The 16,273-nt window shown below is 71.1% G+C and carries 15 protein-coding genes; 8 read left to right on the top strand and 7 right to left on the bottom strand.

The window, feature by feature from the left end; genetic code table 11:
• Nucleotides 1–197: 197 nt before the first annotated feature.
• Entirely contained in the window at nt 198–1,178 is a 981-nt protein-coding gene (locus OG758_RS27710; RefSeq protein ID WP_382060695.1) for an EamA family transporter, read from the bottom strand.
• Between the two features lie 236 nt (nt 1,179–1,414).
• Here OG758_RS27710 and OG758_RS27705 point away from each other — a divergent pair, with 236 nt between their 5' ends.
• Nucleotides 1,415–2,344 (top strand): LysR family transcriptional regulator, encoded by a 930-nt coding sequence (locus OG758_RS27705; RefSeq protein ID WP_382060627.1) that lies wholly within the window; start codon nt 1,415–1,417, stop codon nt 2,342–2,344.
• 77 nt (nt 2,345–2,421) lie between these two features.
• Here the strand turns inward: OG758_RS27705 and OG758_RS27700 are convergent, their stop codons facing one another.
• A complete protein-coding gene (locus OG758_RS27700) occupies nt 2,422–5,367 on the bottom strand; it encodes an FAD-binding and (Fe-S)-binding domain-containing protein (protein WP_326712429.1) in 2,946 nt (981 codons plus the stop codon).
• A gap of 61 nt (nt 5,368–5,428) precedes the next feature.
• On the opposite strand from OG758_RS27700, the gene OG758_RS27695 reads away from it, so the two are divergent.
• Nucleotides 5,429–6,640, top strand: a complete 1,212-nt coding sequence (locus tag OG758_RS27695; RefSeq protein WP_326712428.1) for a cytochrome P450 family protein — start codon at nt 5,429–5,431, stop codon at nt 6,638–6,640.
• Between the two features lie 144 nt (nt 6,641–6,784).
• Nucleotides 6,785–7,903, top strand: coding sequence for a phosphoserine transaminase (serC, locus tag OG758_RS27690; RefSeq protein WP_326712427.1), 1,119 nt, complete (start codon nt 6,785–6,787; stop codon nt 7,901–7,903).
• Between the two features lie 101 nt (nt 7,904–8,004).
• Here serC and OG758_RS27685 read toward each other — a convergent pair whose 3' ends face one another.
• On the bottom strand, nt 8,005–8,979 hold the full coding sequence (locus tag OG758_RS27685) for a WD40 repeat domain-containing protein (RefSeq protein ID WP_326712426.1): 975 nt from the start codon (nt 8,977–8,979) through the stop codon (nt 8,005–8,007).
• Between the two features lie 69 nt (nt 8,980–9,048).
• Between OG758_RS27685 and OG758_RS27680 the strand changes: the two genes are divergently transcribed.
• Entirely contained in the window at nt 9,049–9,741 is a 693-nt protein-coding gene (locus OG758_RS27680; RefSeq protein ID WP_326712425.1) for a GDSL-type esterase/lipase family protein, read from the top strand.
• Between the two features lie 30 nt (nt 9,742–9,771).
• Entirely contained in the window at nt 9,772–10,767 is a 996-nt protein-coding gene (locus OG758_RS27675; protein WP_227295449.1) for an aldo/keto reductase, read from the top strand.
• A gap of 160 nt (nt 10,768–10,927) precedes the next feature.
• Here OG758_RS27675 and thpR read toward each other — a convergent pair whose 3' ends face one another.
• A complete protein-coding gene (gene thpR / locus OG758_RS27670; RefSeq protein WP_326712424.1) occupies nt 10,928–11,497 on the bottom strand; it encodes an RNA 2',3'-cyclic phosphodiesterase in 570 nt (189 codons plus the stop codon).
• A gap of 17 nt (nt 11,498–11,514) precedes the next feature.
• Here thpR and OG758_RS27665 point away from each other — a divergent pair, with 17 nt between their 5' ends.
• Nucleotides 11,515–12,012 (top strand): GNAT family N-acetyltransferase, encoded by a 498-nt coding sequence (locus OG758_RS27665; protein ID WP_326712423.1) that lies wholly within the window; start codon nt 11,515–11,517, stop codon nt 12,010–12,012.
• 17 nt (nt 12,013–12,029) lie between these two features.
• On the opposite strand, the gene OG758_RS27660 is transcribed toward OG758_RS27665, so the two are convergent.
• Together OG758_RS27660 and OG758_RS27655 are read right to left on the bottom strand one after the other, a co-directional pair.
• A complete protein-coding gene (locus tag OG758_RS27660; RefSeq protein WP_326712422.1) occupies nt 12,030–13,373 on the bottom strand; it encodes an MFS transporter in 1,344 nt (447 codons plus the stop codon).
• Nucleotides 13,374–13,441: 68 nt separating this feature from the next.
• On the bottom strand, nt 13,442–13,879 hold the full coding sequence (locus OG758_RS27655) for a MarR family winged helix-turn-helix transcriptional regulator (protein WP_100595753.1): 438 nt from the start codon (nt 13,877–13,879) through the stop codon (nt 13,442–13,444).
• A gap of 154 nt (nt 13,880–14,033) precedes the next feature.
• On the opposite strand from OG758_RS27655, the gene OG758_RS27650 reads away from it, so the two are divergent.
• Entirely contained in the window at nt 14,034–14,216 is a 183-nt protein-coding gene (locus tag OG758_RS27650) for a ribbon-helix-helix protein, CopG family (RefSeq protein WP_326712421.1), read from the top strand.
• A 55-nt stretch (nt 14,217–14,271) separates the two neighbouring features.
• On the opposite strand, the gene OG758_RS27645 is transcribed toward OG758_RS27650, so the two are convergent.
• On the bottom strand, nt 14,272–15,717 hold the full coding sequence (locus OG758_RS27645; protein ID WP_326712420.1) for an NCS2 family permease: 1,446 nt from the start codon (nt 15,715–15,717) through the stop codon (nt 14,272–14,274).
• Between the two features lie 190 nt (nt 15,718–15,907).
• Here OG758_RS27645 and OG758_RS27640 point away from each other — a divergent pair, with 190 nt between their 5' ends.
• Nucleotides 15,908–16,174 (top strand): DUF2530 domain-containing protein, encoded by a 267-nt coding sequence (locus OG758_RS27640; RefSeq protein WP_326712419.1) that lies wholly within the window; start codon nt 15,908–15,910, stop codon nt 16,172–16,174.
• The last annotated feature ends 99 nt before the right edge of the window (nt 16,175–16,273 follow it).

The following is a 16,273-nucleotide window of genomic DNA, read 5'->3' as shown; positions in this document are numbered from 1 at the left end:
TGCGCTCCCCTCGGGGCACGACGGCGTGCCCCGGAGCATGGCAGTGCCCGGAGAAACAATCAAGCGTGCTTGTATGAAAATTGGCCAGGTGAAGGCGATGCGAAACGGGTGCGGCGGACATCGGGGGCTCCGCTCAGCCCGTCATCGACGTCCGCCGCACCCGCGCGTCAACCAGCCTGACGCTCGGCCTACTTGGCCTACTCGGCCTCCGGTGCGGGCACCTTCCCGGCCTCCGGCTCGGGCATCTTCGCCCGCCCCCGGCCCACCTGCGTGCGCACCGCGCCGATGCTGGCCGCGATGACCAGGGCGATCGCCAGGGCGCCGAGGGCGGACATCGCCTGGTCGAGGATGAGGAATCCGGCGAGCGCGGCGATGGCCGGTTCGAGGCTCATCATGACCGCGAAGGTGGACGCGGGCATGCGGCGCAGCGCGAGGAGCTCGAGGGTGTACGGGAGGACCGAGGACATGACGGCGACGGCCGCGCCGAGCGCCAGCGTCGTCGGCACGACGAGCTTCGAGCCGGACTCCGCGATACCGAGCGGCAGGCAGAGCACGGCCGCGACCGCCATCGCGAGGGCGAGCCCGTCCGCCTGCGGGAACCTCCGCCCCGTACGGGCGCTGAAGATGATGTACGTCGCCCACATGCCGCCCGCCGAGACGGCGAAGGCCGCGCCGACCAGGTCGAGTCCGCCGAAGCCGCCCCCGCCGAGGAGGAAGACGCCGCAGAGCGCGAGGCCGGCCCAGATGGCGTTGACCAGACGGCGGGAGGCGAAGACCGACAGGGCGAGCGGGCCGAGCACCTCCAGGGTGACGGCCGGGCCCAGGGGGATCCGCTCGACCGCCTGGTAGAAGAGCATGTTCATGCCGCCCATGGCGACGCCGAAGGCGACGACGGTGCCCCAATCGGCGCGCGAGTGGCCGCGCAGCTTGGGCCGGCACACGATGAGCAGCACGATCGCGGCGAACACCAGCCGCAGGGTGACCACGCCGACCGCACCGGTGCGCGGCATCAGGGTGACCGCGACGGCCGCGCCGAACTGCACGGACACACAGCCGCCGAGCACGAGTCCGACCGGGCCGAGCGCACCCCAGCGGGAGCCGTTCGGCGCGGCACCCTCGGGTGCAGCGGGAGCGCCCGCCACTTCCGGCTGCGCCACCGCGGACTCCGGCTGCACCAGTGCGGCGGCCGCCGCGTCGGCGCCGGTCGCCGCCCGGTCGGTCCGTGAGACGTTCACGTCTGAGCCTTCCCTTTCACCGCCACCCCCCACAGTTCAATAGGGTGGACTCCACCGTCCAAGGTAGTACACCACGTCATGATCGTGGACCCCTTTTACGGCTGACGTTCCACCGCCCGTACGTTCAGCGCGGCGCAAGCCCACCTGCCACGCTAAGACCGCCGCGCGCGGTCCGTGAAATGCCGACTGTGCTCCCGTTATGCTCCGCAGACATGAGCGGTCCGTACGCCCTCCACTCGCTGGAGCTGCGCCATCTGCGCTGCTTCCTCGCCATCGCCGAGGAGGGCAACGTCACACGCGCCGCCGCCCGGCTCCGCCTCACCCAGCCCGCCGTCTCGCGCACCCTCGCGATCCTCGAGGACGCGCTCGGCGTACGGCTCGTCGACCGCTCCACCCACCACCTCGCGCTGACCGCCGAAGGGCGCGCGTTCCAGGAGAGCGCGGCGGCCGCCGTCGCCGCGTTCGAGGACGCCCTGGACTCCGTCCGCGCCGTGCGGCGCCCGCTGCGGCTCGGGCACGCCTGGTCGGCGGCGGGCCCGTACACCACGCCCCTGCTGCGGTGCTGGCGCGAGCGGTACCCCGACGTGCCGCTCGAACTCCTGCGCATCGACGACCGCACGGCCGGGCTGACCCGCGGCGCCGTCGACGTCGCACTGCTGCGCGGGCCCGTGGACGCGCCGGGCCTGGTCACCGAGCTCCTGCACACGGAGAGCCGGGTCGCGGCCGTACCGTCCGACAGCCCCCTCGCCCCGCGCGACGCGCTCACGCTCGCCGATCTCTCCGGCCACACCATCGCCGTGAACACCGTCTCCGGCACCACCGCCCTCGACCTCTGGCCGCCCGCCGCCCGGCCGACCGCGACGATCACCGTGGCGAACACGGACGACTGGCTCGCGGCCATCGCGGCCGACCGCGCGGTGGGCGTCACGACGACGGCCACTCCCGGCATGCACCCGCACCCGGGCGTCGTCTACGTCCCGCTGACCGACGCCCCCGACCTGCCCGTCGTCCTCGCCTGGCGCGACGGCCCACGCCACCCCGCCGTACGGGACCTGATCGAACTCGCCCACGAGGTCGTGCCGTCCGACGGGGCGCGATCTACGGAGTGAGCCAGGAGGTCGTGCCGTCCGACGGGACGCTTCCTACGGAGCGACCCACGAGGACATGCCATCCGACGGAACGCGCCCTACGGAGTGATCCCCAGCGCCTCCGCGAGGACCTCGACCAGGTGCCGCCCCGGCCGGCCCCCTTCCCGCTCCAGCTGCTCCAGCTGGGTGCGGCACGAGAAGCCGTCCGCGAGGACCACCGCCCCGTCGTCGGCGGCGCGGACGGCCGGCAGAAGCTGCTCCTCCGCGCAGGCCACCGACACGTCGTAATGCCCCTCCTCGAAGCCGAAGTTGCCCGCGAGGCCGCAGCAGCCGCCGCTCAACTCACCGTCCAGGCCGGCCCGTTCGCGTAGTCGGCGCTCGGCCGCGTCGCCGAGGACCGCGTGCTGGTGGCAGTGGGTCTGGCCGACGGCGGGGCGGTCGACGCGGGGCGGGTCCCAGTGCGGGGCGAACCGCTCAAGGGCCTCGGCGAACGTGAGGACCGAGTCGGCGAGGTGCCGGGCGCGTGGTTCGTCCGGCAGCAGCTCCGGCAGGTCGGTGCGCAGGGCGGCGGCGCAGCTCGGCTCCAGGACGACGACAGGCAGGCCCGAGTCGATGACCGGCCGCATCAGGTCGAGGGTGCGGCGCAGGACGGCGCGGGCGCGGTCGAGCTGGCCCGTGGAGACGTAGGTGAGGCCGCAGCAGACGCGGCCGCGGCGCGACGGGAGGAGCCCGGCGACCGCCGAGAGGCCGTCCGGCCGGTAGTCGAAGACGCGCGTCGGGGGCAGCAGGACGGAGAGCCCCGCCTCTTCGAGGACTCGCACGGCGGCGCGTCCGACCTGCGGCGCGAGGTGCTCCGTGAACGTGTCCGGCCACAGGACCACCTCGGGCCCGTCGCCGCCGAACCGCGCCGCGCCGCCCCGCCGGGCCACCTGCACCCTTCGCCGCAGATCCCGCCGCCACCACGCGCTGAACGTCTCGGGGGCCACCCGCGGAATCCTCCGCTCCGAGGCGATCCCACCGAGCCGCTTGCCGAGAGCGGCCAACGGCCCTACGCGCGCCAGGGTGTTGACGACGCCCGCCGCGCGCGCGTGCTGCACGAGACGCAGCCAGCGCGGCAGCCACCCCATGGAGTAGTGCGCCGCGGGCCGCCTGCGGCCTTCGTAGTGGTGGTGCAGGAACTCCGCCTTGTACGTGGCCATGTCGACGCCGACGGGACAGTCCGTACGGCACCCCTTGCACGACAGGCACAGGTCGAGCGCGTCCCGTACCTCCGTGGACTGCCAGCCGTCCGTGACCACCTCGCCGGCGAGCATCTCGTGCAGCAGGCGCGCGCGCCCGCGCGTGGAATGCGCCTCCTCGCCGGTCACCCGGAAGGACGGGCACATCACGCCGCCCGAAGGGGCCGCTTCCGTACGGCACTTGGCGACGCCCACGCAGCGGCGTACGGCGGCGGAGAAGTCGCCGCCGTCGTGCGGGTAGGCGAACTCGACGTCGACGGGACCGCGCGGCAGGACGGCGAAGCGCAGGTTCTCGTCGAGGCGGGCGGGGCGCACGAGGACGCCGGGATTGAGGAGGCCGTGCGGGTCCCACACGTCCTTGATCCGCCCGAAGAGGTCCACCAGCTCGGGCCCGTACATCTTCGGCAGGAGTTCGGCGCGGGCCTGCCCGTCGCCGTGCTCCCCGGACAGCGATCCGCCGTGCGCGACGACGAGTTCGGCGAGATCCTCGGAGAAGCGCCGAAAGCGCCGCACGCCGGTCTCGCTGAGCAGGTCGAAGTCGATGCGTACGTGGATGCAGCCGTCGCCGAAATGCCCGTACGGGGTGCCGCGCAGACCGTGCTGCGACAGGAGCCCCCGGAAGTCCCGCAGATACGGGCCGAGGCGGGCGGGCGGCACGGCGCAGTCCTCCCAGCCGGGCCACGCCTCGGTGCCGTCGGGCATGCGGGTCGCGGTGCCGGAGGCGTCCTCGCGGATGCGCCACAGGGCGCGCTGGCCCGCGGGGTCGTCGACGATGAGGGAGTCCGTGGTGCCGTCGGCCGCGGCCCGCACGATCGCCTCGGCATGCGCGCGTGCCTGTGCCGGGGTGTCGCCGCCGGTCTCGACGAACAGCCAGGCGCCCCCCTTCGGCAGGCCGGCCTGTTCCCGTACGAGGTCGGCGGCCATGCCCTCGACGGTGAGCGGCCCGTGCGGCAGGAGCCCCGCGGCGGCCTCGGCGGCGGCGCTCTCGTCGGCGTAGGCGAGCACCGCGAGGGCACGCGCGCGTGGCGCCTCGACGAGCCGGACGGTCGCCTCCGTGACGATGCCGAGGGTGCCTTCGGTGCCGCAGAAGAACCGGGCGAGGTCGACACCGTTCTCGGGAAGCAGGGCGTCGGCGGCGTACCCGGAGATACGGCGTGGCAGGTCGGGGAATCCAGTGCGCAGGAGCGCCAACTCGCCCTCGATCAGCGGACGGAGGCCGTCGGGGGCGCCTTGCCAGCCACGAGCCAGGGTGCGCTGACGAATGTCACCGTTGGATTGACAGATGACAGATGACAGAGAACAGATATTGTCAGCTGTCGTTCCATAGGCCACCGAATGCGACCCGCACGAGTTGTTCCCGATCATCCCGCCGAGCGTGCACCGACTGTGCGTCGACGGGTCGGGCCCGAACCGCAGACCGTGCGGCGCGCCCGCTTCCTGGAGCCTGTCGAGCACAACTCCCGGCTGCACCACGGCAGTTCGCGCGTCCGGATCAACGTCCACAATCCGGTTCATGTGCCGCGTGAAGTCCATGACGACGCCCGTCCCGGTCGCCTGCCCCGCGATCGACGTACCGCCCCCGCGCGCCACGACCGGCACCCCGTGCTCCCTGCAGGCCGCGAGCACGGCCGCCACGTCCTCGGCGTCTCGCGGCGCCACGACGCCGACGGGAACTCTCCGGTAGTTCGACGCGTCCATGGTCATCAGGGCCCGCGCGGCCGCGGAGAAGTCGACCTCCCCGCGCACGACGCCGCGCAGTGCCCTCGCGATACCTTCCGGGTCCTGGTTTCCCGCGGTGGCAGTCATGCCTCCCAGCATGCATCTCCCCCGGGAACGACAACAGTTCGCCACGACAGGAGCAACTCCCATGCCCCGCATAGCCCTCGACCCGTTCGTCACCGACCTCGACGCCGAGAGCGCCGCACTGCGCGCCGCGGGGCCCCTCGCCGAGGCCGAGCTGCCGGGCGGCGTACCCGTATGGGCGGTCACGCACCATGCGGAGGCACGTCAACTCCTCACGGACCGGCGCCTGGTGAAGGACATCGAGGTGTGGGACGCGTGGCGGCGCGGCGAGATCCCGGCCGACTGGCCGCTGATCGGCCTCGCCAACCCGGGCCGTTCCATGCTGACGGTCGACGGCGAGGACCATCGCAGACTGCGCACGCTCGTCGCGCAGGCCCTCACGTCCCGCCGGGTGGAGCTGATGCGCGACCGGATCGCGCGGCGCACCGGGGAACTCCTGGACGCCCTGCTCAAGGACGGCGCCACCGTCGATCTCAAGGCCGCGTTCGCCTATCCGCTCCCCATGTACGTGATCGCCGACCTGATGGGCATCGACGACTCGGCGCTGCCCCGCCTGAAGGTCCTGTTCGAGAAGTTCTTCTCGACGCAGACCCCGCCGGCGGAGGTCGTCGCGACGCTGACGGAGCTGGCCGGGATCATGGCGGCCACGGTCGCGGCCCGGCGCTCCGAGCCCGGCGACGACCTGACGAGCGCGCTGATCCTGGCGGCGGGCGACGACGGCGACCGGCTCACCGACGAGGAGATCGTCTCCACGCTCCAGCTCATGGTCGCGGCAGGCCACGAGACGACGATCTCGCTGATCGTCAACGCCGTGGTGAACCTGTCCGCCCACCCGGAGCAGCTCGCCCAGGTCCTCTCCGGCGAGGTCCCGTGGGAGGCCGTGGTCGAGGAGACGCTACGCCACTCCACACCGACGTCGCACGTCCTGATCCGCTTCGCCGCCGAGGACGTACCGGTCGGCGACAAGGTGATCGCGAAGGGCGACGCGCTGATCGTGTCGTACGGGGCGATCGGCCGGGACGAGGCCGCCCACGGCCCCAGCGCGGGTGACTTCGACATCACACGCACCTCCCCGAACCGCCACATCTCGTTCGGCCACGGCCCGCACGTGTGCCCGGGGGCGGCGCTCTCCCGCCTGGAGGCGGCGGTGGCGCTGCCCGCGCTCTACGCCCGCTTCCCCGGCCTCACCCTCGCCGTCCCGCCCACGGCCCTGCGCCACAAGCCGGTGGTGACCCAGAACGACCTGTTCGAGCTGCCGGTACGGCTGTTCGGCTGATGCGAAGCGCCGGGGTGCCGTTCCAGCCCCTCCAGCGTTTGAGGAGAGGAGCCGGGGGCCGGGGCGGTGCCCCGTGGCGGGACCGTGAGTCTCACCGGGCGGACACGGTGATTCCAGGCTCCCGCGAGCCGCTAGGCTCGCCCCGTGGCTGAGATCCAGATTCCCGCTGACATCAAGCCCGCCGACGGACGTTTCGGCGCGGGCCCCTCCAAGGTGCGCACGGAGGCGCTGGACGCCCTGGCCGCCACCGGCACGTCCCTGCTCGGCACCTCCCATCGCCAGGCCCCGGTGAAGAACCTGGTCGGCCGGGTGCGCGAAGGGGTCAAGGACCTCTTCCAGCTCCCCGAGGGCTACGAGGTGATCCTGGGCAACGGCGGCTCCACCGCCTTCTGGGACGTGGCGACGCACGGCCTGATCGAGAACAAGTCGCAGCACCTGAACTTCGGTGAGTTCTCGTCCAAGTTCGCGAAGGCCTCGAAGCTGGCCCCGTGGCTGGCCGAGCCGACCGTCATCGCCTCCGACCCCGGCACGCACCCCGAGCCGCAGGCCGAGGCGGGCGTCGACGTGTACGGCCTCACGCACAACGAGACCTCCACCGGTGTCGCCGCCCCGATCAAGCGCGTGGCGGGTGCCGACGAGGGCGCCCTCGTCCTGGTGGACGCGACCTCCGGCGCCGGCGGTCTGCCCGTCGACATCGCCGAGACAGACGTCTACTACTTCGCTCCGCAGAAGTCGTTCGCGTCGGACGGCGGCCTGTGGCTGGCGGCGTTCTCGCCGGCCGCCCTGGAGCGCGCCGAGCGCATCCACGCGTCGGGCCGCCACATCCCGGAGTTCTTCTCGCTGCCGACGGCGATCGACAACTCCCGCAAGAACCAGACGTACAACACCCCGGCGCTCGCGACGCTGTTCCTGCTCGGTGAGCAGCTGGAGTGGATGAACAGCCAGGGCGGTCTGGCCTGGACGACGGCCCGCACCAAGGACTCCTCGACGCGCCTGTACAGCTGGGCCGAGGACTCGAAGCACGCGACGCCGTTCGTCACGGACGCGGCGAAGCGTTCGCAGGTCATCGGCACGATCGACTTCTCGGACGAGATCGACGCGGCCGCGGTCGCCAAGGTGCTTCGCGCCAACGGCATCGTCGACACGGAGCCGTACCGCAAGCTGGGCCGCAACCAGCTGCGCGTCGCGATGTTCCCGGCGATCGACCCGGCGGACGTCGAGGCACTGACGAAGTGCATCGACTACGTGATCGAGAAGCTCTAGTCACACCGGTTCTACGCCGATGGGGCGCCCGGCACTTCCGCCGGGCGCCCCATCGGCGTAGAGGGTGACAGAACGCCCGGGGAGTGCCTGCCCCGGCCGCGCTACTTCTTCGGCCGCCTCAGCAGCCGCCCGATCCCGAAGACGGCGATGACCGCGACGACGAGCCCGACCGCGCTCGCGCTGAGCCCCGTGTCGATGGGTCCGTCGCCCGAACCACCGCTCCCCGAGGGCGACTTCGAGTCGCCGCCGGACCCGTCGCCAACCTGTACGGGCTGCACCGAACTGCCCCGGCCCTCGCTCCCGTAGAGCAGCGTCTTCCCGTCGGCGGTGTACGTGACGGACTCGCCCTGGGGCTGCACCGGCACGTTCAGCTGCCCCTCACGCTCGGGCTTGCCGTCCTTCCAGGCGTACGAGATCCCGCCGAAGTAGCCGCGCAGGGCGAGGTGTTTGCCGTCGGGCGAGAATGCGCCGTCCGTCACCCACAGGTCGATGCCGGAGACGCGGCGGAAGACGTTCGTGCCCGACGCGGACAGGTTCTGGGGGCCCTCGTAGAGGCCGCCGCCGTCCTCGTTCTTCTCGGCGATGTAGACGCGTCCGGTCTTCGGATGGACCATCAGCGCCTCGGCGTTGCGGGGCCCGTCCGCGTACTGCACGGTGAACTGCGTCGCCCGCACGGTCTGGTCGCGCAGTTCCTTCGGCTCCGGCAGCTTGTAGATCCACACGTGGGACCACTTGCCGCCGAGGTTGTCGCCGATGTCGCCGACGTAAAGGTTGTTGTCGGGGCCGATGGAGATGGCCTCGACGTCGCGTGGGGCGCCGACGCCGGTCAGGGTGAGGGTGGCGACGGTTTTGCCGGTCCTGCCGTCGATCGCGTACAGGTACGCGCCGTCGCTGCTGTCGTTGTGGGTCCAGTAGATGCCCGGGTGGATCCGGGACGCGGCGAGGCCGCTGGACTCGGTGATGCGGGGGTCCTTGATGGTGAACCCGTCGCTGCCGGGGTCGTCCGCCACGGCGGGAGCGGTGACACCGAACGCGAGAACGACGGCGGCTCCGGCCGCACCCAGAAACGAACGCATGCCCCCAGCTTGCCAGGGCGTGCTCAGCGTCACACACTCCGCCCGCCCGTGATCCGCGATGATGAGCGGATGCTCAGGTTCACATTCGTCGGCGACTCCATGACGATAGGCAGCGCGGGCGAACTCACCTGGCGTTACCGGATGTGGCAGCATCTGCGGGCCGCGTACGGCGACGGCGCGTTCGAGATCGCCGGGCCGCGCGAGACGCTCTACGACAAGACGGCGAACGCCGCGGTGTCGCACGACTACGCGGACGCGGACCCCGCATTCCCGCGCGCCCATCTCGCGGGCTGGGGCGAGGGCTGGCTGCACATGGCGCCCGTCATCGAGGAGGCGGTCGCGCTCGCCCGCACCGACGTCCTGCTGATCTCGCTCGGCCTGATCGATCTGGGCTTCTACACGAACGCTGAGCAGACCGCGCAGAACGTGCGCCGCTTCGTCGCCGGCGCCCGCGCCGCGAACTCGCGGGTGCGGATGGTCCTGCTGCCGGTCATACCGAACGTGCGCGCCGAGACGGACGCGCCGTTCGCCGCGGAGGTCGCGCACTTCAACACGCTCCTCGCGAAGGCGGTCGCCGACCTCGACTCGGGCCGCTCCCCCCTGCTCCTCGCGTCGGTGCCGGAGTCGTACGACATCCACGTGGACACCTACGACGGCACGCACCCGAACGCGAGCGGTGAGCGCAAGCTCGCGGACACGTTCGCGCGTGCGATGCGACAGGCGTGGGGTCCGCCGAACGCCCGGCCCGGGGGCCTTGCCTAGAGTCCACTCCACGTCGTTGGCTGGGGACTCATGAAGTACACGCAGCTCGGACGCACAGGACTCAAGGTCAGCCGGCTCGTTCTCGGCACGATGAACTTCGGTCCGCAGACCGACGAGGCCGACAGCCACGCGATCATGGACACGGCGCTGGCCTCGGGGATCAACTACTTCGACACCGCCAACGTCTACGGCTGGGGCGAGAACAAGGGCCGTACCGAGGAGATCATCGGCAGCTGGTTCGCCCAGGGCGGCGACCGGCGGGACAAGACGGTCCTGGCCACGAAGGTCTACGGCAACATGGCCGGCGCGGGCACCGATTCGCCCTGGCCCAACCACGACAAGCTCTCCGCGGTCAACATCCGCCGCGCCGTCGAGGCCAGCCTCAAGCGGCTGGGGACGGACTACATCGACATCTACCAGTTCCACCACGTCGACCGTGAGACCCCCTTCGAGGAGATCTGGCAGGCCGTCGACGTCCTGATCCAGCAGGGCAAGATCCTGTACGCCGGATCGTCGAACTTCCCCGGCTACAAGATCGCCCAGGCCAACGAGAAGGCGGCCGCGCGCGGCACCCTCGGTCTCGTCAGCGAGCAGTGCCTCTACAACCTCGCGGAGCGCCGCGCCGAGATGGAGGTCATCCCGGCCGCGCAGGAGTACGGCCTCGGGGTCATCCCCTGGTCGCCGCTGCACGGCGGTCTGCTGGGCGGGGTCATCAAGAAGGAGGTCGAGGGCGGGCGTCGCGCGAGCGGCCGGGCCGCGGACGCGCTCGCGAACCCGGAGACGCGTGCCCAGCTCCAGGCCTACGAGGACCTGCTCGACAAGCACGGCCTCGCGCCCGGCGAGGCGGCGCTGGCCTGGCTGCTGACCCGTCCCGGCGTCACCGGGCCCATCGTCGGCCCGCGCACCTCGGAACAGCTCGACTCGGCGCTGCGCGCGGTCGAGCTGGAACTGAGCGAGGAGGTCCTCACGGGCCTGGACGAGATCTTCCCTGGCCCGGGCCCTTCACCGGAGGCGTTCGCCTGGTAGGGCGGGGCCTCGCGCGGCCTGGTAGCAGTGCGGCCGCGGGTACGGCGCGGCGCGGCCGCGGTCACTTTCCGACCGCGGCCGCCACTGCGACGACGGCGAACATCAGCATCAGCACAACGGCCATGATCCGGTTACGGCTCTTCGGGTCCACGCTTCGAGATTAACCCGTGGCCGAAAGAGGCCAGCCGCCGACCTTCTCGTAGCGGGGCCGCTCGCCGCGTACCCCGGACGTCGGCAGCCGGCTGCGGACGAGTGCCAGCTCGCCGACCGTCCACTGTTCACCGGTGAAGGTGTCGAGGGCGGCCGCGTACGGCGTGAGGTGGACGGCGCCGGAGCCGCGGGCCAGCGTGAGGTGCGGCCGGTAGTGGCGGTGCTCCTCCGTGTCGAGGCCGGCCTTGCGGGCCGCGGCCCCGGCCCGCTCGGCGAGCCGCCGAAGCGCCGCCACGTCACCGGCCGCGCCCACCCACAGGGCCCGGTCCCCGAAGTGCCCGCCGCCGCGCAGGGCGAGCGGGAAGGGCGCGGTGCGGGCCGCGGCCCGTTCCAGGCGCCGCGACAGTTCGGGCACGGTCTCGTCGGGCACTTCGCCGTAGAAGGCCAGCGTGAAGTGCCAGCCCGGAGGGCCGGTCCACCGCAGGCCCTCGGCCCCCTCGGAACCCGTCAACCGGTCGACGGCGCGCCCCAGTTCGGCCACCGCCTCGTCCGGCGGAAGCACTGCTGCGAAAAGTCTCACGGGATTAGTGTCCCCGTATGGAGATCAGAAAGGGCAGTACCGCGGACATCCCTGCCATAGTCGGCCTGTTCGACGGCGCCATGGAGTGGCTGGTGTCACAGGGGCGCACGGGGCAGTGGGGCGAGAGGCCGTGGTCGCAGCGTCCGCGGGCCGTGGCGATGGTCGAGGAGTACGTGGCCAAGGGCCAACCATGGATCGCCGAGGTCGACGGCGCCCCGGTCGGCACGCTCACGCTCTCCGAGGGACCCGGCTCGTACGTGGAGCCGGCCGGTGAGCCCGAGCGCTACGTCCATCTGCTCGCGGCCCGGCACGGCAGCGGGGCGGGCGCCGCGCTGCTCGCCCACGCCGTACAGGAGACGCGCAGGGCGGGCGTCCCGCTCCTGCGCGTCGACTGCTACGCGGGCGACGACGGCAAGCTCGTCGCGTTCTACGAGGCGAACGGCTTCGTCCGCACCGAGGCGTTCATCGGGCCCGACGGCGTCTGGCCGGGCCAGGTCCTGGCCCGGCGCGTCTGACGGTCGGGCCCCTCGGCTCAGGCCGCCGTGGCCAGCTGCTCGCGCGGTACGAACTGCACGTGCTGCTGTCCGCGGCGCAGGTCGAGCTTGAGCCGCAGGTTCGCGGCGCGGGCCAGCATCAGTCCGACGCCGACCGCGGCCGTGGCGCACACGAGGCCGCCGAGGGCGAAGCTGATCCGGACCCCGTACTGGTCGGCGATCCAGCCGAACAGGGGCCCGCCGAGCGGCGTACCGCCCGTGAACACCATCATGAACAGGGACATGACGCGGCCCCGCATCTCGGGATCGGTGGCCATCTGGACGGACGAGTTCGCGGTCACGTTGACCGTGAGGCCGAGGATGCCGAGCAGCACGATCAGCGGCGCGAAGACCCAGACGTCGGGCGCGAACGCGGCCACGACCTCCAGGACACCGAAGCCGACCGCGGCTCCCGCGAGGACGCGCAGCCGGGTGGAGCGGCGCCGCGCGGCGAGCAGCGCACCGGCCAGCGAGCCGAGGGCCATGAGCGTGTTGAACACGCCGTACATGCCGACCCCGCCGTGGAAGACGTCGTCGGCGTAGGCGCTCAGCCAGATCGGGAAGTTGAAGCCGAAGGTGCCGACGAAGCCGACGAGGACGATCGGCCAGATCAGCTCGGGGTGCTTGGAGACGTAGTCGAGGCCCTCGCGGAGCCGGCCCTTGCCGCGCGGGGCGCGCGGGGTGTGGTGCAGCTCGCGGGTGCGCATCAGGCAGAGGCTGGTGAGCGGGGCGAGGAAGGACAGTCCGTTGGCGAGGAACGCCCAGCCCGGACCGACGGCAGCGGTGAGTGCACTCGCGACCGCGGGACCGATCAGGCGTGCCGACTGGAAGTTCGCCGAGTTCAGGCTGACCGCGTTGCGGACCTGGTCGGGGCCGACCATCTCGGAGACGAAGGACTGGCGGGTCGGGTTGTCGACGACGGTGACGAGGCCGGTGAAGAAGGCCGCGACGTAGACGTGCCAGACCTGGACGTTCCCGGTGAGAGTGAGCGCGGCGAGGAAGAGCCCGGACAGGCTCATGGCGCCCTGGGTGACGAACAGGAGGTTCCGCTTGGCGAAGCGGTCGGCTATGACGCCGCCGTAGAGGCCGAACAGGAGCATCGGCAGGAACTGCATGGCGGTGGTGATACCGACGGCCGCCGAGGAGCCGGTGATGCTGAGCACCAGCCAGTCCTGGGTGATGCGGGCCATCCAGGTGCCGGTGTTGGAAACGACGGCCCCGGTCGCGAAGAGCCGGTAGTTACGGATCTTCAGCGAGCTGAACATCGAGCTCTTGCGGGGGTGGTCGGTCTTGTCGAGGGCGGTTGGTGCGGGGGCGGAGTCTGCTCCGGGTCCCGTACTCAATGCGGGTTCGCCTCCTTGGCGGCCGTGAAGGCAGGTCGACGACGCCCCGAGGGGCATGGCACAGGGGCTTACAGGTGGGCGAGCTTCTCCAGGACGGGGGCGGCGGCGCGGATCTTGGCCCACTCGTCCTCGTCCAGGTTCTCCACGAGCGAGGCCAGCCACGCGTTGCGCTTGCGGCGGCTCTCTTCGAGCATGGCCTCGGCCTGCTCGGTGGAGGTGACGACCTTCTGTCGCCGGTCCTCGGGATGCGGCTCCAGCCGGACGAGCCCCTTGGCCTCCAGCAGCGCGACGATGCGGGTCATCGACGGCGGCTGCACGTGCTCCTTGCGGGCGAGTTCGCCCGGAGTCGCGCTGCCGCAGCGGGCGAGGGTGCCGAGCACCGACATTTCTGTGGGGCTCAGCGACTCGTCGACCCGCTGGTGCTTGAGTCGGCGCGACAGGCGCATCACCGCTGAGCGCAAGGCGTTCACTGCGGCCGCGTCGTCGCCATGGGAGAGATCCGGCATGTCCTTAGCTTAACTCATTACTCTTTCTAAAGACCACTCGGGTTCCCGTGACTCCGCCCACTGAATCCTCCGCGACCCCCTCCGTCACCCGTATGAGTGACGTGGCCACGAAAAGTGACACACGGGCGGACAGGGGCCCGCGACCCTGTTGCGCATGGGATCGACAGTGCTCAGCCTGCGGATAGACGGTGAGCTGCTCGACCGGCTCAAGACCCACGCCGCCAAAAGAGGAATGAGCGTCCAGGACTATGTGATCCGGACGCTCATTCGAGACGACTTCGACGAACGCTTCGCGACGTCCGTCGAGAAGACAGAGGCTTTCTACGGGGCCGCGTGAGACCTGCGGGCCGTCAGGAGCCGGGTGCGCGGTTTGCCGCGCCCCGTCAGGGCGCTCAGGTCAGGCCCAGCGCCGGCATCAGGTAGTAGAAGGCGAAGACACCCGCGACGATGTACATCGCGACCGGCACCGAACGGGCACGGCCCGCCGCGACCCGCAGCACGGTGAAGCTGATGAAGCCCATCCCGATGCCGTTGGTGATCGAGTACGTGAACGGCATCATCAGCATCGTCACGAAGGCCGGGATGGCGATCGTGTAGTCGCTCCAGTCGATGGCCCCGATCGACCCCGACAGGATCAGGAAGCCCACCGCGAGCAGCGCGGGCGTGGCGGCCTGGGACGGGACCATCGTGGCGATCGGCGTGAGGAACAGCGCGACGGCGAAGAGACCGCCGGTGATCACGTTGGCGAAACCGGTGCGGGCGCCTTCGCCGACACCGGCGGTGGACTCCACGAAGCAGGTGGTGGCCGACGAGGACGAGGCGCCGCCCGCGGCGACGGCGATGCCGTCGATGAAGAGGACCTTGTTCATGCCGGGCATCTGACCGTCCTTGTCGGTCAGCTTGGCCTCGTCGCTGATGCCCATGATCGTGCCCATCGCGTCGAAGAAGCACGACAGCAGCACGGTGAAGACGAAGAGGATGCCGGTCAGCAGGCCGACCTTGTCGAAGCCGCCGAACAGGCTGACCTGGCCGACCAGACCGAAGTCCGGCATCTCGACCGGGTTGCCGGGCCACTTGGGCGTCGTCAGGCCCCAGCTCGGGACGTTGGCGACCGCGTCGATGAACACCGCGACGAGCGTCATGACGACGATGGAGATCAGGATGGCGCCCGGCACCTTGCGCACGATCAGCGCGAGGGTGAGGAGCACACCGAGCACGAAGATGAGGACGGGCCAGCCGTTGAGGTGACCGTCGCTGCCGAGCTGGAGCGGCACCGTGGTGTGCGCGGCGTCCGGGATGCGGGAGACGAAGCCCGAGTCGACCAGGCCGATCAGCATGATGAACAGGCCGATACCGATCGCGATGCCCTTGCGCAGGCCGAGCGGCACGGCGTTCATGACGCGCTCACGCAGACCGGTCGCCACCAGGAGCATCACGACGAAGCCCGCGAGGACGACCATGCCCATCGCGTCCGGCCACGACATGCGGGGCGCGAGCTGGAGGGCCACGACGGTGTTCACGCCGAGGCCGGCGGCGAGCGCGATCGGGACGTTGCCGATGACGCCCATGAGCAGGGTGGTGAACGCGGCGGTGAGCGCGGTCGCGGTGACCAGCTGGCCGTTGTCGAGCTGGTGCCCGTACATGTCCTTCGCGCTGCCGAGAATGATCGGGTTCAGCACAATGATGTAGGCCATCGCGAAGAAGGTGGCGAAGCCGCCACGGATCTCCCGGCTGACCGACGAGCCCCGCTCGGAGATCTTGAAGTAGCGGTCGAGGCCGCTCTTGGGGGCCGACGGCGGCTCGATGAGATCGACCGGGGCGGGGGCCGAGCTGGACATGGATGACCTCTGGATCGTGTGCTTGTGGGGGCGCTGTTTGGCGTTTTCTACGAACAGAAGTGGCCAGACTCAGGCCGTTTCAGTATGAACATATGAGCAAGAATTCGCTATCTCCGCGCGTAGACCCTTGACCCATAAGGGGTCCGGGGCGACTGAAGACGTCGTTTCGTGCTCCTCGTAAGCTGTGCCCATGGAGAAGTGGACCCCCAAGCACGAGGCACCCGAGCCCCTTGAAGGGCCCGTGGTCGCCACCATCACGGGCGGCACGATCCTGTGGTTCGTCCTCTTCCTGGTGCAGCTGCCGTTCTACGGCTGGTTCGACGAGCACGGCCACACCTGGTGGGTGTGGACCTGCCTGGCCGGCGCCGGACTCGGGCTCATCGGCATCTGGTACGTACGGGGGCGCGACGCGGCGCTCAAGCGCGCCGCCGCCGAGGCGGGCCCGGCACCCGAGTAGCGGCCGGCCCGGCACCCGGGCGGCGGCCGGCGCGCCGCCCGCGTACAACCACGGGACCGGCCCCCGCCCCTCCATGTCCTCCCCTGGTCGGATCTTTGG

It is taken from the genome of Streptomyces sp. NBC_01474, assembly GCF_035918215.1.
GTDB classification, from domain to species: Bacteria; Actinomycetota; Actinomycetes; order Streptomycetales; family Streptomycetaceae; genus Streptomyces; species Streptomyces aureus.
Note: the sequence above shows the minus strand (reverse complement) of the source record. Positions and strands in the feature narration are given on the sequence as shown.

Bases quoted from the DNA above. Each gene is read 5' to 3' on its own strand.
- OG758_RS27705 (WP_382060627.1), top strand. From the start codon at position 1,415: ATGCCGACTGTGCTCCCGTTATGCTCCGCAGACATGAGCGGTCCGTAC.
- OG758_RS27700 (WP_326712429.1), bottom strand. From the start codon at position 5,367: ATGACTGCCACCGCGGGAAACCAGGACCCGGAAGGTATCGCGAGGGCA.
- OG758_RS27695 (WP_326712428.1), top strand. From the start codon at position 5,429: ATGCCCCGCATAGCCCTCGACCCGTTCGTCACCGACCTCGACGCCGAG.
- OG758_RS27685 (WP_326712426.1), bottom strand. From the start codon at position 8,979: ATGCGTTCGTTTCTGGGTGCGGCCGGAGCCGCCGTCGTTCTCGCGTTC.
- OG758_RS27680 (WP_326712425.1), top strand. From the start codon at position 9,049: ATGCTCAGGTTCACATTCGTCGGCGACTCCATGACGATAGGCAGCGCG.
- OG758_RS27675 (WP_227295449.1), top strand. From the start codon at position 9,772: ATGAAGTACACGCAGCTCGGACGCACAGGACTCAAGGTCAGCCGGCTC.
- OG758_RS27665 (WP_326712423.1), top strand. From the start codon at position 11,515: ATGGAGATCAGAAAGGGCAGTACCGCGGACATCCCTGCCATAGTCGGC.
- OG758_RS27655 (WP_100595753.1), bottom strand. From the start codon at position 13,879: ATGCCGGATCTCTCCCATGGCGACGACGCGGCCGCAGTGAACGCCTTG.
- OG758_RS27650 (WP_326712421.1), top strand. From the start codon at position 14,034: ATGGGATCGACAGTGCTCAGCCTGCGGATAGACGGTGAGCTGCTCGAC.
- OG758_RS27645 (WP_326712420.1), bottom strand. From the start codon at position 15,717: ATGTCCAGCTCGGCCCCCGCCCCGGTCGATCTCATCGAGCCGCCGTCG.
- OG758_RS27640 (WP_326712419.1), top strand. From the start codon at position 15,908: ATGGAGAAGTGGACCCCCAAGCACGAGGCACCCGAGCCCCTTGAAGGG.